Below are 14,802 nucleotides of genomic sequence, written 5' to 3'. Positions count from 1 at the left end.
GACGCCCTCACCGATCCGAATCAGAACCTGATCGCAAGTGTGCCCTTGACGCTCTGGCCGGTCGCTCTCCCCGCGAAGGCGCCCCCGAACGTCGCGGTCGGGGTGATGGCGAGATCGAGCCCGGCTTCGACGAGCGCGGCTTCGCGCGCGATCGGCACGCCGGCAACCGTGAAGGCGGAGCCGCCCTGGAAGGCGACGGTCGACAGCGGCGTAGTGTCGCCGAACGCGTGACGCCAGCCGAGCGTCCCGCACGCGGTCATCCGTTCGCACTCCTCCCGATATAGACTCAGCCAAATCCTTTTCAGGCTGGCGAGAAATTCGAGCTCTCGTTCAGTAGGAAACAACACGACCACCCCCTATCGCTGCAGTTGCGTACCCGTCTCTCCATGCTCACCAGCTCACCTTGAGCGCGCCCATGCCGGCGTAGCTCTGGCCGACCCTGGAGAACTCGCCGGTGAAACGTGCGGACAGTTCCGACCAGTGGTTGAGGGCGAGGCGCGAGCCGACTTCGACCCGGCCAGCATCGGATGCCGCGCGCGCGCCTTCGACAGTGAACGCCAGGGCCTGCAACGTGATCAACGATGCCGTGACGTCGCGGGTCGGCGAGAATTCGTGCACCCAGGCGACGTTTGCGAATGGCATCCACATCATGCCGTTGCCGACATTGAAGCGGCCGTCGAACTTGGTGCCGAGGAACACCGGCAGCGAGGACACGGTGCGCGAGGCGTAGCTCAGGCCAAGCACGCCGGTGCCGGTGACGCTGGTCTCGGTATAGCCAGCCTGCCAAAGTTGCGCGGCCTGAATCGCCGCATACGGCGTCACCGAGACACGGGTGAAATCGTAGGTGCGGCCGACCTCGAGCCGCCCGCCGAGTTGGTCGCTGCCGAACGAGCCCTTGGCGGTCTCATCAGCCCCGATGCCGGTGATGGTGCGCGTGGTGGCGTTGTTGAAGTGGCTGTAGGCGAGCTGCGCCGAGACGTAAGTCGCGCCGAAGCGCTGCATCGCATAGGCGCCGACATGGGCGCCGTCGAGCCTGCCCGAGGTGGCACGATCATCGACGCTGAAGGTCGCACTCGAGCCGCCGGCGGCGATGCCGACCAGCAGGTCGGGATTGAGGAGATGATCGACCCCGATGGAGCCACCCGCGACGCGGTCGCTGAAGCCTGCACTGCCAACCGTCGCATTGCCCGAGAGCGACTGGCCGGCGCCGAAGCCAGACGCCCAGGCATTCCATTGCGGCTGAGCAAGCGGCGGCGCCTTCAGCGCGTTGAAGGCCGAGGTCGTCGGCGATTCCGCGGCGTAGCCGAGCGCACCGGCGCCCGTAACGTCGCCGCGGTGGCCGGTGCGCCACGCGTCCATCTGGACGTCCATGGTCTGGCCGAACATGCTGCCGGCGGCAAAGGCAGTGTTCTGGGTGCCGCTGGTGCCCTCACCCGAGAGCTTGTCGAGCACGCCCAACGAACCGGCAGGGAGGAGCTGCGAATAGAGCGTCGCGGCGGCGCCCGTGAGCGACGGCGAATAGCCGGCCTCGAGCGCGTTGCCGACCGCGCGCTGGTTCGCGGTTTCGCCGGCCACCGCGCCGAATCCCTGACGCGTCAGGGTCAGGTCGACGGAGCTGGCGTTGTAGGTCGCGGCGGCGGTGAAGAAGACCGACGATGCGGTGACGCTCGCGAACTGCCCGGTCACGGGGCCTGAGCTCTGCACGACGCCGGCATAGGTCGTCGTCGTCTGGTAGAGCCCCGCCTGCACCACCGCACGCAAGGTGCCGCCGAGCTGGGCGGAATTGGCAAGCAGACCGTCGCTGTTGCCCGCACTGTCGACGCGGAGCGCCAGCGTGCCCTGCGCCGTCTGCGTGAACGCGCCGCCGAAGAGGATGTTGCCTTGCCCAAGCGCCGTCGCCGCATCGGTGATGGTGATCAGCCCGTTGTTGGTCAAGCTGTTGCTGGTGCCGGGGCCCAGGAAGAAAATGGCGCCGTCGAGCGTGCCGTTATTGGTGACGACGTTGCCGATGGACCCGGGGGAGAACAGCGAATAGCCGTTCGAGCCCCCCTTGATGGCGCCGCTGTTGGTCACGGTATTGCCGCTGGCCCCAACTAGGACACCTATGCTGCTCATCCCGGCGGCCGTGATCGAGCCGGTGTTGGTAAGGTTGTTGTTCGACGCCAAGAAGAGCCCGATACTGTTGGCGCCGTTGCTGCCTCCGACCGTGATAGTGCCGGAGTTCACGATAGTATCGGTGTTGGTGGCCCTGATGCCGTCCGATGCCGCGCCGGTCAGGGTGATGGTGCCGGAATTGCTCACCGTGTTGCCGGCGCGGCCTTCGATGCCGATGGCGCTGACCCCCGTGGAGGTGATCGTACCGGTATTGGTGAAGACGTTGTTGGTGCCTAACGCGGCCATCGCCCATGAGTTGGAGCCTATCGCTATCGTGCCGGCGTTGGTGAAGGTGTTGTTGTTGAGGCCCTCCATGCCCGTGAAGCCCACGCTCGTGATGCTGCCGCTGTTGAGCACGGTGTTGCCGTCGGCGACGTAGATCGCGGGCTGCGCCGGGCCGACCGTGATCGAGGCGTTCGACTGGACCGTCACGGTCAGGTTGTTTTCAACGCCGGTACCGAAGCCGGTGGTGCTCGCGCCGTCACAGCTCACGGTGCTGCCGGACTGCACGCAGGCGGCTGCGACTGGGCCGGTCGAGATTGTGACCGCAGCGGCCACCGTGAGAGAAAAAGAAGCGGCTAGCGTCAAAGATCGCCCAGCCCACTGCCCGGAGTTCGGCTTCGTCAGGTACACCGTCTTGATCTGCATCGCGTCGTTTCTCGTTCTCATCGGTCATTCCCAAGTCTTGCGGCCGAAGCAGCCGTCGGATGGCAAAATTGGCCGGAGCGCGCACAGTCGTCCCGGGAGCAAATTCGTCGTTTGGATTGGTGGAGGCCGCATCGCCGGTGGTTGCCCTCACCGATCCTCATCAGAACCTCACCGCAAACGTGCCCTTCACGCTCTGGTCGGTCGCGCTTCTCGCGAACTGGCCGCCACAGGCGACGCCGAGTACCCGTCTCTCCATGCTCACCAGCTCACCTTGAGCGCGCCCATGCCGGCATAGCTCTGACCTGCGCTCGAAAACTCGCCTGTGAAGCGTGCGGACAGTTCCGACCAGCGGTTGAGGGCGAGGCGCGATCCGAGTTCGACCCGACCGGCGTCGGACGCCGCGCGCGCGCCTTCGACGGTGAACGCCGGGGCCTGCAACGTGATCAACGATGCCGTGACGTCGCGGGTCGGCGAGAATTCGTGCACCCAGGCCACGTTGGCGAACGGCATCCACATCATGCCGTTGCCGACATTGAAGCGGCCGTCGAACTTGGTGCCGAGGAACACCGGCAGCGAGGAGACGAAGCGCGAGGTGTAGCTCAATCCGAGGACGCCCGGCGCGGTCCCGGCGGTGCTGGTTTCGGTATAGGCCGCCTGCCACAGCCGCGCGGCCTGCACGGCCGCGAACGGCGTCATTGACACCTGGCTGAAATCATAGGTGCGGCCGATCTCCAGGCGCCCGCCGAGTTGGTCGCTGCCGAACGATCCCTTGGCGATCTCGTCCGCACCGATGCCGGTGATGGTGCGCGTGGTGGAGTTGTTGAAGTGGCTGTAGGCGAGTTGCGCCGAGACGTAAGCAGCGCCGAACCGCTGCATCGCATAGCCGCCGACATGGGCGCCATCGAGCCTGCCCGAGGTGGCACGATCGTCGACGCTGAAGGTCGCACTGGAGCCGCCGGCGGCGATGCCGACCAGCAGGTCCGGATTGAGGAGATGATCGACGCCGATCGAGCCGCCCGCGACGCGGTCGCTGAAGCTTGCGCTGCCGACCGCCGCATCGCCCGACAGCGACTGACCGGCGCCGAAGCCCGACGCCCAGGCGTGCCATTGCGGCTCGACCAGCGGCGGCGCCTTCAGCGCGTTGAAGACCGAGGTGACCGGCCGCTCCGAGGCGTAGCCGAGCGCGCCGCTGCCTGCGGCCTCGCCGCGATGACCGGTGCGCCACGCGTCCATCTGGTCGTCCATGGTCCGGCCGAACATGCTGCCGGCGGCAAAGGCCGTGTTCTGGGTGCCGCTGGTGCCCTCGCCCGAAAGCTGGTCGAGCACGCGGACCGAGCCGGCCTGGAGGAGCTGCGAATAGAACGTCGCGGTGGCGCCCGTGAGCGACGGCGAATAGCCGGCCTCGAGCGCATTGCCGACCGCACGCTGGTTGGCCGTTTCACCCGCAACCGCGCCGAACCCCTGACGCGTCAGGGTCAGGTCGACGGAGTTGGTGCTGTAGGTCGCAGCCGCCGTGAAGAAGGCCGAGGACGAGATGACGCTCGAAAATTGCCCAGCAACCGAAGTGCCGCTCTGCACGACGTTCGTATAGGTGGTCGACGAGCCATACAGGCCGGGCTGCAACACCGCACGCAAGGTGCCGCCGAGCTGGGCGGAATTGGCAAGCAGGCCATCGCTGTTGCCCGCATTGTCGACGCGGAGCGCCAGCGTGCCCTGCGCCGTCTGCGTGAACGCGCCGCCGAACGCGATGTTGCCTTGCCCAAGCACCATCGCCGCATCGGTGATGGTGATCAGCCCGTTGTTGGTCAAGCTGTTGCTGGTGCCGGCGCCCAGGAAGAACATGGCGCCGTCGAGTGTGCCGTTGTTGGTGATGACGTTGCCGGTGGTCCCGGGGGAGAACAGCGAATGGCCATTCGAGCCCCCCTTGATGGTGCCGGTGTTGACGAGCGTATTGCCGTTGCCGTCAATGCGGACCCCGAAGCCGTGGGTGCCGGTTGCGACGATCGTCCCGCTGTTGGTCACGCTGTTCCCGTCACCCGCAACCAAGACACCTGTGCTGCTCGTCCCTGCGGCCGTGATCGAGCCGGTGTTGGTAAAATTGTTGTTCATCGTCAGGATGACACCGGCACTGTGGGCGCCGTTGCTGCCGCCGACCGTGATGGTGCCGGAGTTCAGGATGGTATTGATATCGCTGGCCCAGATGCCGGTCGAGAGAGCGCCGGTCAGGGTGATGGCGCCGGAATTGCTCACCGTGTTGCCGGTGCCTGCAGCGTAGATGCCGATGGTGTTGACCCCCGTGGAGGTGATCGTGCCGGTATTGGTGAGGACGTTGTTGTCGGTGAACCCGACCATCCCCCACGAGGTGGAGCCAATCGTTATCGTGCCGGCATTGGTGAAGGTGTTGTTCCTTACGCCCTGCATGCCCGCGCTGAAGTCGCCGATCGTGATGCTCCCGCTGTTGAGCACGGTGTTGCCGTCGGCGACGTTGATCGCGGGCTGCGCCGGGCCGATCGTGATCGAGGCGTTCGACTGGACCGTCACGGTCAGGTTGTTTTCAACGCCGGTACCGAAGCCGGTGGTGCTCGCGCCGTCACAGCTCACGGTGCTGCCCGACTGCACGCAGGCGGCGAACGCCGGCCTTGCGGGGATCGCGACCATTGCGGCCGCCGATAACAGGAACGGAGCGGCGAACGTCGGGACGCGCCCGAGTCGTACCGTGGCGGCGAATGCCGGCAACACGCCACGGAGGCCGTCGGGTCGAATGGATTTGGCGCAAGCGAAGTTGATCATTATGCAGACTCTCGGGCGAACTTGTTGGTGGAAGCGTTTGGCGAATCCGGCGAATTGGTGTTCCGCAAGAACGATAGTCGGCAACACGCAGGCGGGCTTGGACCGGATCGAACAACGACTAGGCTTGCGCGCTACACATCGCCGGGTTCGCGGCGTGTGTTGCGGAACGACCACACGGACTGGGGCGTCAAGGGACGAAGCCGTTGCGCGCCGGCCGCGTTCGGATGTCCGACGGCGTCGCGCCGTAGTAGCGGCGAAAGGATCGGTTGAAATAGGACAGGTCGCCGAAGCCGCATTCGAAGGCGATGACGCTGATCTGCCGATCGACGAAGGTGGGATCGACCAGCATGCGATAGGCGCGGCTCAGCCGTTGCATCAGAACGAAATGGCTGAGGCTGGTGCCGTCATTGTCGAACAGCTTGCGGATGTAGGCCGGCGAAATGCCATGCCGCAGAGCGAGCGTTTCCGCGGAGAGGTCGCGCTGCATGATATTCGCGGTGATATCCGCTTTGAGCGCCTTGAGGCGCGCCGCGCGAACGCCGCGTCCGCTGGCGATATCTGCCGCTTCGCGCGTCGCGCCTACCGCCAACCCAACCAGATCCTGCAAATGAGTAGCGCACGCCGCCCTGAGGTGCGGTGTCGAGGCCTCAAGGTGCCCTTCCTGTAGAAGCGCGAGATAGTTACGGAGAAGACGCATCGGCGCCAGATCCGCCGGCAACGGGCGCATCAAGGCGTCGTCGACATCGGCAACAGGGATCAGCACGCGCGGAACGACGAGCGCCACGAAATCGATCGGCATCGCGTAGTCGCAGCTTCCAACCGAAGCATTGGACCAGAGCACCGCTTCGCCCTTGCGAAAAACCACCTCGCGCCCACGCTGGCTGATCGTCGCCTCGCCATGGGTCATCAGGGCAAAGACGAAATCGTCGCTGCCGTCCGCAACCAGGCTCGGCGTGCGCATCACCCGATTGGCGGAGCTGCTGATCGAAGCCATGGTGACACCGGGCAGGGCATGAATTTGCGCTTCGCTGCGGAAGGGCTCGCCCCGCGCCGGGTCCATCTCCATCTTGACGACCGAGCGGCCGAACACCTCGCGCCACGCCTCGATCTTGTCGTTGTCGGCGAAGGCATCGGTCGAAAACTTAAGATGCGACAAACGTTCTCCTCGCTCCCTCGATGCGCGGCATCATAAGAGCGAGTGAACGGCCCGGCTCGGACTCGACGGAACTCCGGTGCGGACTCAAGACAAAATCGTCTCCGGAGAGCGTGTTGTCGCGGTGTCGCGTCCCGCGACCACCGCTACAGCCTCCTGTTGGCGCCGGTCTGGTGATCCGCGACGCGAGCCTGGATGATCTTGTTGCCGAAATAGTTGGCGGCAAGGCCGATGCCGAGCGCGGCGAGGCTGCCGCCAAAACCGGGAATCATCGACGATGCAGCCACGGCCGCGCCCTTCGCCAGGACCTGCAAGGCGGTGCCATCGGTGAAGAAGCTGGGCAGCATGTCGAACACCGTCTGCAATTGCGGCCTGGCCTGGCGCGCGACGTCGGCCAGCTGGAGGACCTTGGTGAGGTCAGGGTTCTTCGTGAGCACGTCCGGCGGAATCAGCACCTTCAGCTGCTGCAGCACATTGGCGTTTTCCGGGGTGATCAGGTTCTTCAGGTCGACGGCTTGTAGCTGGCGGAGGCCTTCCTTGATCGGCTCGAGCTTGTCGGCCGGCTGTCCCGACGACAGGAATACCTGCAGGTCGCCCAGAAACTTGAACAAGCCTTGCGGCAATTGTCCGGTTGGCGCGGGCGTAACCGGCGCGCCTGCCGAATTCGCCATCTCGACGATGCCGCTGTTGCCGATGCCGAGCACACCGAGGATCGACGCGATCCACCCTGCTGTCTTGGTATGGTCCGCCTGCTTGACGGTCTGAGAGCCCATCTCGCGCAGATCGTCGGCCGTCGCCCGCACGCGCGCGGGATCGAGCGCACGCGGACGCGCGGTCTCGAATGCAGCGGCGGTCGCAGCATCCGCCACTCCTGTCAGCGGCAGATTGTTGTCGGCCTGGAACGCGAGCAGCGCCGCGCGCGTCAGCGGCCCGTAGTCGCCGTCGATCGCACCCGGTGGGTAGTTGAGACGCTGCAGTTGCTGCTGCACGAACGTCGCGCTGATGGATGGCAGCGGCGCGTAATTGCTGGCCACGCCGATGTTTGCGGGCGCAGGCGCGCCCGTCGCGAGTTGATTGAACGCGCCGAACTGCGGCCGTTGCGGATTGGGATCATTCGGGTCGACGCTCAGGCCGTATAGCGTCGAAGGCAGGCGCTGATGCAGATTCCATTGCCCGGAGCGGAGGAACGCGGCAGTGCCGTTGAAACCGCCGGATTGGGAAACCCAGGTGTAGGACACCAATCCGGCCTGCAGCAACGCCTGGCACACCGCGCCGCTGCCGTAGACGCCGACCTGATAGGAGGCGTCGCCCGCCCCGCCCTTCAAGGCCTGCCGAACCGCGTTAAAATAAGGAACGATGCGCGTGCGGATGTCCGCATCCGAAGCGTCATAGTCGACGGCGAAGTAAATCGCTGAACCTGCGGGTTGACCGATGACGTTGACCGCATAGTCGCGCGCGTAGGCGCCGTCCTTGGCACCCGCATCCTGCGAGAACGATGCCGCGGAATCGCCGGCGCCCTGGTAGACGACGGCGAGCTTCAGCCCTGCGCGAATGATGGCGTCGGCTTCGTCGGGCGTCAGCCGTTTTTCGGGCTGCCGCGTGTTGTGGCAATAATAGCGGATGATGGTATCGACGCCGTTCTGCTTGAGGGAAGCCAGACGCGGAGTTGTCCGCATGTTGGTGTCAATGATCATGGCTCGCCCCCGAGTTGGACGGATTGGCCGTTGCGGCCGACACATGAGGGTCTGGGTGAGTGTCGTTCATGGTCATCGGTTCGTGTTGGCGCCCGTGACGTGGTCGCGCGTGCGGGCCTCAATGACGCGATTGCTGAAGTAGTTGGCGGCAAGGCCAATCGCGAGCGTCGCCAGCGATCCGCCGAAGCCCGGGATCACGCTGCCGGCCACGGCCGCCAGTCCCTTCGACAAGAGCTGAAGCGTCGAGTCGTTGGCGAACATCCCGGGCAAGGCGTCGAAGATGGTATGGAACTGGGTGAACCCGTGCGCGCCGTCGACGATCTGAAAGAAATTGGCGAGTGCCGGATTTGAGCTGATGACATTGGCGGGGATCAGTCCGCGGAGATTGTCGAGGATCTGGATATTTTCCGGCGACAGCAGCTGCTTGACGTTGAAATTCTGCAGCTGCTTGGCGGCATCGAGCACCTGCTGGGTGTTCGCCGGATCGGCACGCAGCTGCGGTGACGTCAACAGCTTCTGCACTTCCGCCAGGAATTGGGAAAGATTAGGCGCCGGGGGCGTCGCAACGTTGTTGTTGATCACCTGGACCGCGGCGCTGTTGCCGATGCCGAGCGCGCCGAGGATCGAGGAGATCCAGCCGGTGATCTTGGTGCTGTCAGCGGCCTTGATCGTCTGCGAGCCGCTCGCCCGCAGATCGTCTGATGTCGCCGAGAGGCGATCGCGCGAGAGCGGTCGCGGCTGCGGCCGGGCGAACGCGACCTGGGTGGCCGGATCGAGGACGCCGGTCGGAGAAACGTTGTTGTCGGCCTGGAACGCCAGCAGCGCCTCGCGCGTCAGCGTGCCGAACTGGCCGTCGATCTCGCCCAGCGGATAGCCAAGCTCCGTCAGCTTGCGCTGCAGGCCCTCGACCAGCGTGCCCTTGTCGCCGAACCTGAGTTCGGTCGCCCCCAGGACGGGCGTCGTCTGCAGCTCCCGCTGCGGCACGACGTCCAGACCGACCTCTGGCGCTTCCGCCCATCCGAGCGCGGTCTGCCGGATCTCATTGAGCCGGTTGAGCCAGCCGCGGCCGAACGTGTCGAAGATGGGAAGGCTGCGCAGATAGGATTCGTAAGCCGAGCAATAGTCCTCGACGAGCATTTTCTGATCGGCGGCAAGGCAGGCATCTATGGTGGGCGAATTCATGTGTCCGTCCAGAGCGAGCCCATTCTGCCCACGGGCCAGCGTCTGCTGCAGCAAACGGATGCCGCGCGTCGTCCCGCTCAGCACGGCCGTGTTGTAGACGACCTGGGCGGCCGGCAGCGGGATCTCGTCGCCATGCACCGGCGTCCAGTAGTTGGCGCGGAAGATCTGCAGCGCTTCGTCCCGCGTGAGGTTTCGCACGTCATCGGCGGTGACCGGCGCGTGCCGCCAGGCCGACAGGTCCTTCTGCGTAATGCCCATGTTGGTCGGGCCGCCGGGATCGCGCGGATGGTTGGTGTAGCCGCCCTCCCATTTCTCGATCAGGGCGTGCACCTTCTCGAAGTTTCCGAGTGCGATGTCGCCTTGCAGGGGCGTCCCGCCGCCGCGCGTTTCCATCAGCCGTCCTGGCACCGGCCGGCCATTGACTAGCCCCTTCACGGAGCTCCAGTCGATGCCCGTCGCGAGATCGTCGGGTTTCACGTCGATCTCGAAATGCATGGTGTCCTTGATGTTGATCCAGTTGCCGCCCCACTCGAACACCCGCTTCTTGTTGACCGTCCTGATCGCAAGCACATCGTCGATCATGGCCTGGGTCATGTCGGTGTCGGCAAGGTTGCGCTTGACGTCCTGGGCGCGCAGATCCTGCGTCGGCTGGTCGGAAAAGCGGACCTTGCGCTGGTCCGAGGTCTCCTTGTACGGGTTCGTCGTCCAGTTGACGTCGAGTGCAATGCCGTAGGCGTGCAGGCTTTTCTCGCTGCCGCCGGTAATGGCGCGGCAATTGTAGCTGTCGGTATCGGTCGTCCTGATGTTGTAGCCATTGGCCGCTAGCACCATCGCCAGCGCCTGCCAGGCGTCAGCCGTCGGGGGCGCGACGAGGATCTCGTCGGGACCGAAGGAGATGCGGACCATCGCGTGCTGGTTGCACTCGAAGGTCTTCCAGTTTACGCGCTGCTGGGCGGTCGATTCGCTCATGCTGCCCCCTCCATCGCCTGCTCGTCAGCCACGGCACGGACCCGAGACAGGGGATGCGCTCGTTTAAAAAACTGCGCGCCGCGTGGGCAATCCAGCCCGTGCGACTTAAGGCCTTGCTCGAAATGGGCGTTCTACAAATGCAACCTTAGGGTACAGCAAGGACCGTCACAGCAGGTGTGAACTGGATCACTTGCGGCAAAACGTCCGGGGCGACGGCGTGCAGGGTCGTGCGCGTTCCCCGCACAGGGGGACGCGAGGGCGCAGGTGGTGGGGTAAGGCATCCCGCGATCAACACCGGGAGCAGCGGGCGCGCGACGGCTCCCAGTTCAGTTGCTGACCCGGTCCAGCTCGACGGAAACTTCGGAGGCCCAGGCGCCCGGCGATTCCAGCGCGAAGGACTGATGGTTGGCCTTGGTTCGAATGGTCACGAAAGCGGCGACGGTGTTGCCTTCGATCCTTGCTTCGACAAGTCCATCCGAGCTCTTCCCGGTGATCTTGCCGCCCTGGCGATACTCGCTTTCAAACCAGTTGCCCGAAATCGTGGAGCCGTCCTGCTCGATCTGGGCGGACAGCAGCATCTTGTAGGCATCGCTCGCGCATTTCAGCTCGAAGTTCATGGATTTTTCGGGCTTCTTGACCACGTAGCTTGCCTTGCAGCGAATTCGTTCGCGGCCCCCTTCCGAGAGCTTCATGGAACCGTTCCCGGACCAGGTCCCGGCAAGACCATCGATTGTTGCGCTCGCATGCGACGATGCCAGCAGCAGACAGCCAAGGACCGCCGCTCCTATCTGCCGCCTGTAACAGCCAATTCGTACCAACGCTCCGTACTCCCTGCGCCATTGGTTTTCGATACGGCTGGGTACTCCAAAAAATGAGTGTCCTAAAGATGTCCGATAGGTGACTGCTCTTGGCGGGCGGGGCCGCCAGCAACATTCGGCAACAAGAAAGCTCTGGTGCGCGACGGAAGGCACCCAAGGTTGCTTCTTTGGAGAGCTGCAACGCGAGACAACCACGCGTTAAAGATTTCTACCTAGTGATCGCTCCATGAATCTTCGTGGGTCATCAACCGGAGACATTCGCTCATGAAACGCCGTGACTTCCTGATCAGCGCATCCGCCGTCGGTTTTGCAGCGCCTGCGCTTTTCAGGGCGGCCGTGTTGCCGGCGCTGGCGCAGGCGCAGGCGCCTGCCGGAACAGCCATCGTGCGCGCGGCGATTTTCCCGGCGATCGGCTTTTCGCGCGTCGGCAATGGCGATGAATGGTTCCTCGCGCCTGAAGTGCCGGGCCTGATGAACGAGCCTGCGGGCGGATTCAAGCAGGGACCGAGCCGCATCAAGAAGCAGGTCCAGCGCTTTCGCGTGTACGGCTATGACGATCAGGGACGCGTCGTGCGCGAGCTCGGCGAGGCTGACGGCCTGCGATGGACCGTTTATGTGGCGAACAGCAAGGCGGCCTGGTACGGCTATTCGAACGCAATGGACGGCGGCGACAATGCGCCGGGCATTCCCGGCGCGTTGCGCAATGCCGCCATCGAGCCGGCCCACCGCGAAGAAATGCTGGTGATCGACGCCGGTCCCGTCCGGATCGACGGTGCTTCGAAGAACGCCGACGGCCGTGACGCGGCCTATCGCATGGCGGGTAAGTTCTGGAAGACGATGCCGGTGACGCTCGGTCATCTGCGCACCGACGAGGCCGGGCGGCTCTTGGTTTTTCCTGCCGACGGCATCTCCAATTCTGCCCTGCCGCAGAATCCGGTGCGCGACTTCACCAACAATGACGGGTGGCATGACGACTGGTGTGACGGCTGGGTGAAGGCCAGCGTCCGCCTCGGCGGCGCGGACATGGCCTGCGAGCCGGCCTGGGTGGTCTGCTGCGGTCCGAAATTCGCGCCGCAGATCGAGCCGATCGTCAGCCTCTACGACGCGGCACGGGAAGCGATGATCGCGTCCGGACACCTGAAGCCACTGTCCGCTGCGGTGTCGTTCCGCCGGGACGTGCTTCCGATCCTGCGGCGCGCCGGCATGATGCAATGGATCGTACAGGCATCCTATCTCAGCAAGGCCTGGACCGATCTCGACGACCTGTCCGATCCCGCCGTCGTCCAGTCGCTTGCGGACCCCGCGGAGAAAGCGCGTCCCGCGCGCGAAAAGGTTCTGGCCGCATTCCGCAAGCCCGGCGGCGAAGACCGGCGCTCCGACGCGCTGCCTCCGATGCTCGGGGATGGCGTCAACTTCCCGGGAAGCCCGACCGGCTGGCTCACGCTGACGCCGACCCAGTACCAGATCCTGATCCGCTGGGCCAAAGGCGAATTCACCGACGACCTCAACGACGCGGCCGCCAACGCGGTCGAGAAGCTCGACGACATGCCATTGTCGCTCCGGCCGGAGGCGCTCACGCGTGCGGCATTGGATGCCTGCTCGGGTGGTGCATTCCATCCGGGCGTCGAGATCACATGGCCGATCCGCCATGCCGCGCTGTATCGGTCCACGACGGAAACTCCGCTCCCCTTCCGCATCGCGATCTCGACGCGGAAGAGCCTCGTGCAGGATGTCGGATTGCAGCTCAACCCGCAGAATGTCTTCGCCGGTCATCCCGATCGGAAGAACGATGGCGCACCGGTGGGGCCGCAGGCGCCGGGCGATCTCACGCGATGGATGGGCGTTCCCTGGCAGGGCGATGCATTCAGCTGCCAGTCCGTGCTGACGGCCGACGGTTTCCCGACACCGGTGTGGTGGCCTGCGCTGCTTCCCGTCGACGTCCTGCCGGAAGGTTTCTACAAGCAGATGATGCGCGCGGACCTCTCGGCGGAAGAGCGGCTGCGCTTCTATCACGCGCGGGTTGCCTGGTCGCGCGGTGCGGCCGGCATCGGCCTGCATGTCGAGGCCAGCTACACCGACGGATTGCGGCGAATGATCGCGCTATGGACGCAAATGGGCGTCGTCGTGCGCCGCGTCGGACCGAAGGACGTCCCGGGCATTCCCAAGGACGTCTTCGTCGAAGTGCAGCGCGGCACACTGGATCTTTCCGCGATCAAAGACCGCACCTAGGCGCGCATGCACCAGGTCGCGATCCTGGGCGCGGGAATGGCAGGGATGGCCTGTGCCCGCACCCTGCTCAGGCGGGGATGCCGTCCGCTTCTCATTGCGCCCGGTCATGACGTCGCCAATCGCGGCGAAACGCTTTCATTTCGCGCCTCTCCCCATCTCGAGAGTCTCGGCTGGCTTGGCTTGCTCGACGCGGAGACTGCGATCGCCTGTCAGGGGCGCTATTCGGTGTGGGGCAGCGCCATATTGCGGCGGAATGCGTTTCACCAGGAGGGAGCGTCGGGCTGGCATATCGACCGGCAGCGGTTAGAGACCCGCATGGCCCGGACGCTCGACGCCGACGGCCTCGCGCGGCAATGCGCCGAGGCCCGACGGCTCTCGCGGGCACCGGACCACGTCGTTGTCGATCTTGCCGATGGCTCCTCGATCGAAGCCGAGTTCGTGATCGATTGCTCCGGCCGCGCCTCGGTCACATCCGGGGGCGAAGCGCCGCTTCGCCGTCTGGACAAGCTCGTGGCCTGCTATGGCATTTTCGAGCTCGAGCAAGATGTCGAAGCCGTGCCGGCGACGCTTGTCGAGGCTGTGGCGGCGGGATGGTGGTACATGTCCATGCTGCCAGGTGGCCGCATCCTGCTCTGCTTCTTTACGGATTCGGACTTGCTCCCGGCGGGCCTGCGCAAGGACATGACCTTGTGGGCCGACATGGTTTCGCACACTCATGCGATCTCGGCACGCGTGACGAGCCTGGGGATCGACGTGGCTGCGTGCGCGCAGCTCAAGTTCGCGCCGGCGAGCACCACCACCATGTCAGGGATGATCGACCATCGCATTGTCCGGGCGGGCGATGCCGCGACTGCGCTCGATCCGCTGGGAGCGAATGGCCTTGCTATCGCGCTGTGGAGCGGCATTCAGGCTGCCGAGAGTGTAGCCGGTGCGCTGGCGGGGGACACAACGGCATCCCGGCGCTACGAGCGACAGTTTCTGGAGGGGATCGCATCCTACCTGGCCACGCAGCGCGCAATGTATGCATCCGAACGTCGCTTTCCCGACGCGCCCTTCTGGCAGCGACGCAACGACATTTCGCTTGAGACCATCTCGTCTGACCTCGAGGCGTAACTAACGGCACGCTCCAAGCCGCCTGTCGGTCAAAACAAAAATGGCCCGCTTG

At 65.0% G+C, this 14,802-nt stretch carries 9 protein-coding genes; 2 read left to right on the top strand and 7 right to left on the bottom strand.

Annotation, left to right across the window (positions count from 1 at the left end; translation table 11 throughout):
- Positions 1-20: 20 nt before the first annotated feature.
- The 7 genes from YUU_RS62330 to YUU_RS0109795 all read right to left on the bottom strand — a co-directional run bounded on the left by YUU_RS62330 (position 21) and on the right by YUU_RS0109795 (position 11,282).
- Entirely contained in the window at positions 21-260 is a 240-nt protein-coding gene (locus YUU_RS62330; protein ID WP_027522202.1) for an autotransporter domain-containing protein, read from the bottom strand.
- A 130-nt stretch (positions 261-390) separates the two neighbouring features.
- The gene (locus tag YUU_RS0109820; protein ID WP_084801394.1) at positions 391-2,823 is read right to left on the bottom strand and encodes an autotransporter domain-containing protein; all 2,433 of its coding nucleotides are present in this window, start codon (positions 2,821-2,823) and stop codon (positions 391-393) included.
- 237 nt (positions 2,824-3,060) lie between these two features.
- Positions 3,061-5,592: an autotransporter domain-containing protein gene (locus YUU_RS0109815; protein WP_027522200.1), complete on the bottom strand. Its 2,532-nt coding sequence runs from the start codon at positions 5,590-5,592 to the stop codon at positions 3,061-3,063.
- A 187-nt stretch (positions 5,593-5,779) separates the two neighbouring features.
- Positions 5,780-6,748, bottom strand: coding sequence for an AraC family transcriptional regulator (locus tag YUU_RS0109810; protein ID WP_027522199.1), 969 nt, complete (start codon positions 6,746-6,748; stop codon positions 5,780-5,782).
- 143 nt (positions 6,749-6,891) lie between these two features.
- A complete protein-coding gene (locus YUU_RS55030) occupies positions 6,892-8,439 on the bottom strand; it encodes a glycoside hydrolase domain-containing protein (protein ID WP_051389687.1) in 1,548 nt (515 codons plus the stop codon).
- Between the two features lie 72 nt (positions 8,440-8,511).
- Complete coding sequence (locus tag YUU_RS55025; RefSeq protein ID WP_051389686.1) at positions 8,512-10,590, bottom strand: glycosyl hydrolase 108 family protein; 2,079 nt, start codon at positions 10,588-10,590, stop codon at positions 8,512-8,514.
- Positions 10,591-10,916: 326 nt separating this feature from the next.
- Positions 10,917-11,282: a hypothetical protein gene (locus YUU_RS0109795; RefSeq protein ID WP_245287986.1), complete on the bottom strand. Its 366-nt coding sequence runs from the start codon at positions 11,280-11,282 to the stop codon at positions 10,917-10,919.
- Between the two features lie 390 nt (positions 11,283-11,672).
- Between YUU_RS0109795 and goxA the strand changes: the two genes are divergently transcribed.
- Together goxA and YUU_RS0109785 are read left to right on the top strand one after the other, a co-directional pair.
- Complete coding sequence (goxA, locus tag YUU_RS0109790) at positions 11,673-13,637, top strand: CTQ-dependent glycine oxidase GoxA (RefSeq protein ID WP_027522197.1); 1,965 nt, start codon at positions 11,673-11,675, stop codon at positions 13,635-13,637.
- A 6-nt stretch (positions 13,638-13,643) separates the two neighbouring features.
- A complete protein-coding gene (locus YUU_RS0109785; protein ID WP_027522196.1) occupies positions 13,644-14,750 on the top strand; it encodes an NAD(P)/FAD-dependent oxidoreductase in 1,107 nt (368 codons plus the stop codon).
- Positions 14,751-14,802 lie beyond the last annotated feature (52 nt).

It is taken from the genome of Bradyrhizobium sp. Ec3.3 (assembly GCF_000472925.1).
Lineage (GTDB): Bacteria > Pseudomonadota > Alphaproteobacteria > Rhizobiales > Xanthobacteraceae > Bradyrhizobium.
Note: the sequence above shows the minus strand (reverse complement) of the source record. Positions and strands in the feature narration are given on the sequence as shown.

Excerpts from the sequence above, each read along its gene's own strand:
- YUU_RS62330 (WP_027522202.1), bottom strand. The coding sequence starts at position 260 with ATGACCGCGTGCGGGACGCTCGGCTGGCGTCACGCGTTCGGCGACACT.
- YUU_RS0109820 (WP_084801394.1), bottom strand. The coding sequence starts at position 2,823 with ATGAGAACGAGAAACGACGCGATGCAGATCAAGACGGTGTACCTGACG.
- YUU_RS0109815 (WP_027522200.1), bottom strand. The coding sequence starts at position 5,592 with ATGATCAACTTCGCTTGCGCCAAATCCATTCGACCCGACGGCCTCCGT.
- YUU_RS55030 (WP_051389687.1), bottom strand. The coding sequence starts at position 8,439 with ATGATCATTGACACCAACATGCGGACAACTCCGCGTCTGGCTTCCCTC.
- YUU_RS55025 (WP_051389686.1), bottom strand. The coding sequence starts at position 10,590 with ATGAGCGAATCGACCGCCCAGCAGCGCGTAAACTGGAAGACCTTCGAG.
- YUU_RS0109795 (WP_245287986.1), bottom strand. The coding sequence starts at position 11,282 with ATGAAGCTCTCGGAAGGGGGCCGCGAACGAATTCGCTGCAAGGCAAGC.
- goxA (WP_027522197.1), top strand. The coding sequence starts at position 11,673 with ATGAAACGCCGTGACTTCCTGATCAGCGCATCCGCCGTCGGTTTTGCA.
- YUU_RS0109785 (WP_027522196.1), top strand. The coding sequence starts at position 13,644 with ATGCACCAGGTCGCGATCCTGGGCGCGGGAATGGCAGGGATGGCCTGT.